Origin of the sequence: Microvirga tunisiensis, assembly GCF_009296175.1 — a bacterium.
GTDB lineage: Bacteria > Pseudomonadota > Alphaproteobacteria > Rhizobiales > Beijerinckiaceae > Microvirga > Microvirga tunisiensis.
On the sequence record NZ_VOSK01000290.1, the window covers coordinates 1 to 7,696 of the forward strand.

Here is a 7,696-nt window from a genome sequence, read left to right on the forward strand (position 1 = left end):
CACCCATCCGCCCCGAACGCCACGTCGCCCAGTCGATCGCCACCATCCGGGCTGAACTCATCTGCACTCTCGTGCGAAGGCTCCCACGATGTCCCTGCTGCCACACAAAGTTTATGACACAGTAGTACTAAAGCCGTGTGGCTGAACCCGGTGCCGCAGCCGCACTGGGGCTACACCCACTCCATTTCCCTGATCCGGCAGCTCTTCGGCGAGCGGATGTATCCGCTCAATCTCGAAGGCATCGACCACGCGATGCGTGAATTGGTGCGATAAACCTCGTCCGACAAAGTGGGGCCGTTTGCCGAACCGATGATGCGCGGATAAGAAGCTGCATGACCCAGACCTACACCCACAGCCCCAAGCCCTTCGGCGGACCGATTTCCTTCATCCTCAAGGGCGAGAAGCTCACGGTGGATTCCGGCCGCAAGGTGCACGAGGTCCAGCTCGGGGCCGTCGACAAGGTGCGCATGACCTACGAGCCCGGTCGCCTGGCACAGAAGGCCTTCCGCACGAAGGTGATCATGAAGGACGGCAAGTCCTTCACCTTCAGCTCGCTCAATTGGAAGAGCCTGGTTGAGGCTCAGGAACTGACCCAGGAATACCGCGCTTTCACCCATGCCCTCTGCGAGGCCATCGCCCGCGCCAATCCGCAGGCGAGGTTCGTGGCCGGAAAGCCAATGGGGCTCTGGCTGCCCACCTCGGCGCTCGCCGTCGCATCGCTACTGGCCATGGCCTACCTGATTTGGCAGGCCCTCCAGATGGGAGCGACCGGCGTTGCCCTGCTTGGAGCGCTTCTCGCCATCGTGGGCGCATGGCAGATCGAACCGATGATCAGGCTCAACAAGCCGCGCCCCTTCCGCGCAGGGGAATTGCCGGCGGAGCTTCTGCCGAAGGTGTCTTGAGGAGTGAAATTCCGGTCGCCCTCGTCATCACCGGCCTCGTGCCGGCGATCCCGATTGTCTGAGGCGCGGCGCTTCTCGGTTTCGAGATGGCCGGGACGAGCCCGGCCACGACGGAAGAGGTGTGAGGCTCATGCCCGCACCACCAGCACCGAGCACTTGGCATGGCGCACGATGGTGGAGGCGTTGGAGCCGAGCAGATAGGTTGCCATGGTCGGCCGGTGCGAACCGATGACGACGAGATCGGCGCCGGTCTTTTCGGCCTCGTCCAGGACCTCGTTGTAGACCGAACCGAGCCGGACCACAGCGGAGACGCGCTCTGCCGGGAGCTTCACCTTGGCGGCGATCGCCGCCAGCCTCTTGTCTGCCTCGCCCTGCTGCTCCTCGTCGAAGGTCGGCGGCATGAACTCCATGTAGGTGACCGGCACGATGGCGCGCACATAGATCAGCCGCAGGGAGCCGTCTGCAATGCCGGCGAGCTCGACGGCCTTGTCGATGGCGGGTTGCGCCGCCTCCACTTCACCGAGATCGACGGGCACCAGGATCGTCTTGAACATGAGCGTATCTCCAGACAGAGCGTTTTCCGGCGCAGTGGATCCGGTTCGCCATCAAAAAATGAGGCATGACGACAAAAGCCTCCTCCCCTGCACGGAGGAAGCTTTAGCCTTGACGGGTGGGAGTGTGAACGACGAGCCCGTCGAGTTCGGGCCTGATGCGGATCTGGCACGAGAGCCGCGAATTGGGGCGCACATCAAAAGCGAAGTCGAGCATGTCTTCCTCCATGGGCTGAGGCTGGCCCGTCGCGGCTTCCCATTCTTCCGCGACATAGACGTGACAGGTGGCGCAGGAGCAGGCCCCACCGCATTCTGCCTCGATACCCGGAATGCCGTTGCGGACGGCAGTTTCCATGACGGTTGCGCCCTCCTCCGCCTCGACGGTGCGGGCCGTGCCTTCGGCATCGATGAACGTAATATTGATCATTGCGGACCTCTGCTTGTCGGCGCATACTTATGACAGACTGCGCCGGAAGACGAGAGACGCATACAAAACCTGCCGTCTTTTCGCCGCAATTTTTCCCGGTAGAGCAGGTTACTAAGCCGTTAACGACGTTCATAAATGGCAGGGGACATCGGGTTTCCTTGTTTCAGATCGGCCGCTAGACTTGCTTGGTAAATAACAGATTACCGTGCGGAAACCCTTGAACGGGGCTCCGTACCGGTTGAAGCCATGCATTCACCTCGTTTTTCAGAGAATGAGGCGGCTTCAACCATCATCAGTTGCGTCACGAGGGCGGATCATGGCGACCGAGAACAAGAAGATGAAGGACCCGGCCGAGGCAGCCTTGTCGGCCGTCGAGCAGGCGCTCAACCTTGACGAGACATTCGTGATCCACACCCCGGAGCGCTCGGGCGGCAAGCCTTACGAAGAGCCCAAGCTGCCGGATATCGACGATCACGACTTCACCAAGGGACCTTTCGGTCTCGGCTCAGACTCCCTGTCCGCCCAGGCAGACGATCATGACCCTCGTTTCGATGACATGGCCCGCTCCGGCTTCGTCGCCCCCGACCGGAATGCCGTTGCCAACGACGACCGTCAGAACGTGGGCGTGATGCTGCAGGCTCTTCAGGTCCGCCCTTCGCCCCGCGCCTATGTGATCGCCACGCTCGCGTCCCTGCTCTGGCTGGGCGGCGTCGGGGCCCTCGTATATACGCAGGGCATCACGACCCCCGAGCAATTGCTCACCACCTTCTCGGCCTCGCAGCTGGCACTCGGCGCCGTCGGGCTTGTGGCCCCGGTTTTCCTGTTCCTCATCGCCGCGATGCTCACGATCCGCTCGCAGGAGATGAAGATGGTGGCCCGCGCGGTCGGCGAAGTCGCCGTGCGTCTGGCTCAGCCGGAAAACTTCTCCACCGACGCCGTCCTCTCCGTCTCGCAGGCCGTGCGTCGTGAAGTGGCCGCCGTCGGCGATGGCGTCGAGCGGGCGCTGGCTCGCGCCGGAGAGCTCGAAACCCTCGTGCGCAGTGAGATCTCGACGCTGGAGCGCGCCTATTCAGACAACGAAATCCGCATCCGCTCGCTCATCGACGAATTGGTGGCGCAGCGCGAGGCCATCGTGTCGAACGCGGAGCGCGTGCGCGGCTCGATCACCGGCGCGCACCAGACCCTGATCCAGGACCTCGACGGCGCCAGCGAGCGCGTCATCGCCGCCGTCAGCGGCGCAGGCGACAAGGTTACGGCCTCGCTCGAGCAGCAGGGCGATCACATCACCCAGGCCCTCGGCCGCGCCGGCGAGCACGTCGTCGAGGAAATGGCAGGTCGCGGCGTCGAGTTGGTGGAGCGTCTCTCGGGCTCCAGCGATGAGATCAAGAACGGCATTGCGGAGGTGGCCACCGTCATCACGGGCGCGCTCGAGAGCAAGGCGCAGGACATCACCGGCGCCTTCGAGCGCACCGGCGATCTGCTGACCCGCCACCTCCAGGAAGGCGCAAGCCAGGTTACCCGCACCCTTGCGGAAACCGGTCGCGGCGTGATCGACGCCCTCGCCCAGCAGGGCAACGACGTACGCGAGGCATTCGAGCAGACGGCCCGCACCCTGGAAGACAGCTTCACGCAGCGCGGCAGCGAGATCACCGAGAAGCTGGCAGCCACGGGCGGCGTGATTGCCGACGACATCTCGGCCCGTACTGCGGAGATGCGCGACCAGATCGCCGCCGCAGGTTCCGCCGTGGGTGAGGAGATCGTGAGCCGTGGCACCCAGATGCGCGAGCAGCTCGCCGCTACGGGAACCGGCGTCGTCGACGAGATCGTTCTGCGCGGCAACGAGTTCCGCGAACGCTTGGCAACCACGGCTGCCGACGTCGCGAGCGAGATCGACCAGCGCGGCGTCCAAGTGCGTGAGCAGCTCGAGAGCGCCGTGCGCCTCGCCGACGAATCCATCGGCACCCGTGTCGAGGATCTGGCGACCCGCCTGGAGACGGCCAGCCAGCGCGTCAGCGAATCCGTCACTGTCCAGGGCGAGGCGCTGGAGACCAGCCTCGCTCAGGCCGGCGAGCGCGTCTCGATGCTCATGGGCACTCAGGTCGAGGAGTTCCGCACTGCCTTCGAAGCGCGTGGCCAGGAATTCTCGGAGGCTCTCTCCCTCCACACCGACGAAGCGCACACCCGTCTGGCAACCACCGCCAAGGACATCGTTCTCGCCATCGCGTCCCAAGGATCGCGCGTCAACGAAGTGCTCAACCGGACCGCGGAGACCCTTTCCACCACGGTCGATACCCGCACCCGCGAAATGGAAGAGACCCTCGGCTCGCGCCTCACGGCGTTCGAGGGCGTCATGGCCCGCGGCGGCGAGATGGCCGAGCGCATGTCCCGCGACGTGGGCAGCTTGACCGAGACGATCAGCGGCCGATTCGAGGAGATGGACCGTCTCATCACCGTGCAGGGACGCACCGTGGCCGAGACCTTCGCCGAGCGTGCCCGCGAGGCGACCACCGCGATCGAGACCCAGCTCGCCGCTCTCGAGGAGCACGCCTCACGCCGCACCTCGGAGATCGCCGTCAACTTCGACACCATCGTCGAGCGGGTCGACAGCGTTCTCGGCGCCCGGTCCACAGCCCTCAACGAGGCCCTCGTCATCCGCACCGGCGAGATGGCCCGCGTCATGGCCGAAGGTGGACGCGACGTGGCGACCGCACTTCAGACCCGCGTCGACGAGATCAGCCAGGTGATCGCCGCCAAGACCAATGCGATCGCCGACACCCTGTCCTCCAGGGCCGGGCAGATCGGCGAATCCCTGGACGGCCGCATTGCCTCGATCAACGAGGTGCTCGGCAGTCGCGCCGACGAGATCACGGAAATGCTGGGCACCCGCGCTTTCGAGATCAACCAGACCTTGGGAAGCCGTGCGGAAGAGATTGCCAACGCGCTCAACCAGAGCGTGACGATGCTCGAAGAGCGTGTCGTCAACCGTCTCAGCGGCGTTGCCGAAACCATCGACGAGCGCGGGCAGGCCGTTCTCGGCTCGCTCACCAGCCGCATCGGCGAGATCCGCTCGATCTTCGACACCCAGGGCGCGTCCCTCGTCGAGAGCCTGGGCGACCGTGGTGAAGTCATCGGTCGCGAAGTCGCCGCCATCAGCGACACGACTCTTCGCAATCTCGAAGAGCGCAGCACCACCCTGCTCTCCTCTCTCCAGGTGCGCACGACAGAGCTGACCGCTTCTTACATGCAATCGACGGAAGCCATGCGCAGCGCCATCGACGAAGGCACGCAGCAGACCGTTGAAACCCTCACCGGCGCCAACGAGCGTCTGCGGGGCGAACTCACTGAGGTTCTCGGCCGCCTGCAGGAAGGCAACCGTCTGCTGCAGCAGGTCGCGGCCTCCGCCAGCAGCAATCTCGGGGCGGTCGAGGATGGACTGGCCGGTCGGGTCCAGCACATCGAGTCGCTCCTGTCGGAGATCGCCACTCAGACGGGGCGCGCCTCCGATCAGGTGGCGGACCAGGTCGATGCGCTGCGCAGCGTGTCCTCCGGCGCCATCCAGCAGGCCCTGGAACTGGCCCAGAGCCTCGAGGAGCGCGGCCGCGCCCTCACCGACACTACCGGCGAACAGATGCGCACCCTCACCGAGGCAACGACCGCCCTGGAGCGTGTCGAGGCTCGCATGAGCGAGGCCCTGTCCGGCCGCCAGCAGTCCCTGGACGAGCTTCTCAGCCGCATCAGCGACCGTTCGCAGGATCTGGAATCCGTCACCCGATCCTTCACGACCCTGCTGGAAGGCTCGCTCGAAAACGCCGACGCCAAGGCGCGCCAGCTCGGCGCGGTCCTCGCCGCGGCCGCGGAGACCACCACGAACGCGATCGGCGAGCAGTTCGAGCGCATCCGCGCCACCACGGGCGAGGAAAGCGCCCGCACGGCAGCCGCCCTGCGCACCAGCTACGAGCAGGCCGCGGCCGAGATGACCGAGGCGCTGAGCAACGCCACCGCGAAGTTCCGCGATACCATGGGCGACCTGCGCGGCATGACCGGGCAGATCCAGCGCGAGTTGGAGGCCACCCGGGCGGAACTCCGCCGCGGTGTCGTGGAGCTGCCGCAGGAGACCCAGGAGGCGAGCGCCAATATGCGCCGCGTCGTCGCCGACCAGATCAAGGCTCTCAACGAGCTGTCCGCTCTGGTGTCCCGCTCGAACCGTCTGGTCGATACCGCTCCGGCCGCCCAGCCGCGCAAGGCTGCGGTCAATGAAACGCCGGTTGCCGCCACCATGGCTGCCGTCGCGGCCGCAGTCGAGCAGAGGATCGCGCAGGCTCCCACGCCTGCGCCCGCGCCGACGGTCGCCCGTCAGGCAGAGCCCAAGCCCGCTCCTGCTCCGGCCCCCGCTCCAGCACCGGCCCCTGCGCCCGTTCGTCAGGCTCCGCCCGCGGCGGAACGTCCGACTGCACGCCGGGAGGAGGCTCCGCCCCGCGATGCCGGCGCTCGTGGCGGCTGGCTGTCGGACCTCCTGAACCGGGCCTCCCGCGACGAGATTGAGGAGCCCGCCCGCACACCGGCCCGCGCCGATCGCGCCCGCACCAACAGCCTCGAATCCCTGGATTCGATCTCTGTCGACATCGCGCGGATGATCGACCACGAAGCGGCCGTCGAGCTGTGGGACCGCTATCGCCGCGGCGAGAGCAACGTGTTCACCCGTCGCCTGTACACGCTGCAGGGTCAGCAGACCTTCGATGAGATCCGCCGCAAGTACCGCCGCGACGAGGAGTTCCGGCAGACGGTGGATCGTTATGTGGAAGAGTTCGAGCGCCTGCTTGCGGAGGTTTCCCGCGACGACCGCGACTCCATGCTCACGAAGACCTATCTCACATCGGAAACCGGCAAGGTCTACACCATGCTGGCCCATGCGAGCGGCCGGTTCGACTGAGCCGGATAAAGCTTCAAGCGAGATGAGAAAAGCGCGGCTCCCGGGCCGCGCTTTTGCTTTTGGGCCCAGCATCTCTTTCCGCCTCGACGTGAGGAAGGATTGAGGGTGGAGGTCGATAAATCAGAACACTTTGCGTTCCGATTATATGAAGACAGATGGTTTAATCAGCCTACATATTCCTCCCCTACCTCCGTCCCAGTGCAGCGAAAGGCCGATCGATTGATCCTGGGCTGATCGCATACCTCCCTGAGGCTCGGGTGATGAGAGAAGGACCGTATTTATTGTGAAGCTCTCGAGTTTGTACGGTTCTCAGTTGAAGCTATAACGGACGCCCAGCCGCACTTCGTGAGCGCCGATCGATTCCACATCTACTCCGGTGCCGCTGTCGTAGGAGCGTGTTTTTACGTCACCAAGGCTGACATAGCGGTATCCGAGATCGAGTGTGAAGTTCGACGACAGCTGGTATCCTACGCCAGCCATAAGCGCCAAGCGAGACTGAAGGTGTCGCCGCCAGCAAATTGCTCGGAGGTTTCCTCCCCTGTCGCTGGGTTATAGGTCGTCAGCACATGATGAGAGAGAACGTTATGCGCCACGCCGATACCAGCGCCGACATAAGGCGTAAGGCCCATCATTGACCTGAAGTCCAGATAGCCGTTCACCATGAACGTCGAGGATTGGAAACGACCACTGTCCGTTACGGATGCTGCGGTGGGAATGGGCCCTGTAGCGCGACGCGCGAATGTGTGAGTAAGGCGACGGCCAGATTTACGAGATGTCGCCTCCGGTTGAAGTCGACCTACCGTGTCACGGGACGACACGGAGGAGCGCATGAGCCGGCTCGATCAGGAGGCTCGCATGACTATCAAGGCATTGGCGGCGCGGGGAG

6 protein-coding genes and 1 pseudogene are annotated in these 7,696 nt (G+C 64.8%); 3 read left to right on the forward strand and 4 right to left on the reverse strand.

The window, feature by feature from the left end:
* Positions 1-129 precede the first annotated feature (129 nt).
* Together FS320_RS34045 and FS320_RS34050 are read left to right on the forward strand one after the other, a co-directional pair.
* Positions 130-273 (forward strand): annotated as a pseudogene (locus tag FS320_RS34045) (VWA domain-containing protein); the annotation flags it as partial.
* Between the two features lie 59 nt (positions 274-332).
* Positions 333-902 (forward strand): hypothetical protein, encoded by a 570-nt coding sequence (locus FS320_RS34050; RefSeq protein WP_152716821.1) that lies wholly within the window; start codon positions 333-335, stop codon positions 900-902.
* 128 nt (positions 903-1,030) lie between these two features.
* Here FS320_RS34050 and FS320_RS34055 read toward each other — a convergent pair whose 3' ends face one another.
* On the reverse strand, positions 1,031-1,456 hold the full coding sequence (locus tag FS320_RS34055; RefSeq protein WP_152716822.1) for a universal stress protein: 426 nt from the start codon (positions 1,454-1,456) through the stop codon (positions 1,031-1,033).
* A gap of 103 nt (positions 1,457-1,559) precedes the next feature.
* Positions 1,560-1,880: a 2Fe-2S iron-sulfur cluster-binding protein gene (locus tag FS320_RS34060; RefSeq protein WP_152716823.1), complete on the reverse strand. Its 321-nt coding sequence runs from the start codon at positions 1,878-1,880 to the stop codon at positions 1,560-1,562.
* 316 nt (positions 1,881-2,196) lie between these two features.
* Between FS320_RS34060 and FS320_RS34065 the strand changes: the two genes are divergently transcribed.
* On the forward strand, positions 2,197-6,810 hold the full coding sequence (locus FS320_RS34065) for an apolipoprotein A-IV repeat region-like domain-containing protein (RefSeq protein ID WP_152716824.1): 4,614 nt from the start codon (positions 2,197-2,199) through the stop codon (positions 6,808-6,810).
* 309 nt (positions 6,811-7,119) lie between these two features.
* Here FS320_RS34065 and FS320_RS34070 read toward each other — a convergent pair whose 3' ends face one another.
* Positions 7,120-7,290, reverse strand: coding sequence for an outer membrane protein (locus FS320_RS34070; protein ID WP_162003426.1), 171 nt, complete (start codon positions 7,288-7,290; stop codon positions 7,120-7,122).
* Entirely contained in the window at positions 7,278-7,442 is a 165-nt protein-coding gene (locus tag FS320_RS34075) for a hypothetical protein (protein ID WP_192926377.1), read from the reverse strand. Before FS320_RS34075 ends, FS320_RS34070 begins: the two co-directional genes overlap by 13 nt.
* Positions 7,443-7,696: the final 254 nt, after the last annotated feature.

Bases quoted from the DNA above. Each gene is read 5' to 3' on its own strand.
- FS320_RS34065 (WP_152716824.1), top strand. From the start codon at position 2,197: ATGGCGACCGAGAACAAGAAGATGAAGGACCCGGCCGAGGCAGCCTTG.
- FS320_RS34060 (WP_152716823.1), bottom strand. From the start codon at position 1,880: ATGATCAATATTACGTTCATCGATGCCGAAGGCACGGCCCGCACCGTC.
- FS320_RS34070 (WP_162003426.1), bottom strand. From the start codon at position 7,290: ATGGCTGGCGTAGGATACCAGCTGTCGTCGAACTTCACACTCGATCTC.
- FS320_RS34075 (WP_192926377.1), bottom strand. From the start codon at position 7,442: ATGATGGGCCTTACGCCTTATGTCGGCGCTGGTATCGGCGTGGCGCAT.
- FS320_RS34055 (WP_152716822.1), bottom strand. From the start codon at position 1,456: ATGTTCAAGACGATCCTGGTGCCCGTCGATCTCGGTGAAGTGGAGGCG.
- FS320_RS34050 (WP_152716821.1), top strand. From the start codon at position 333: ATGACCCAGACCTACACCCACAGCCCCAAGCCCTTCGGCGGACCGATT.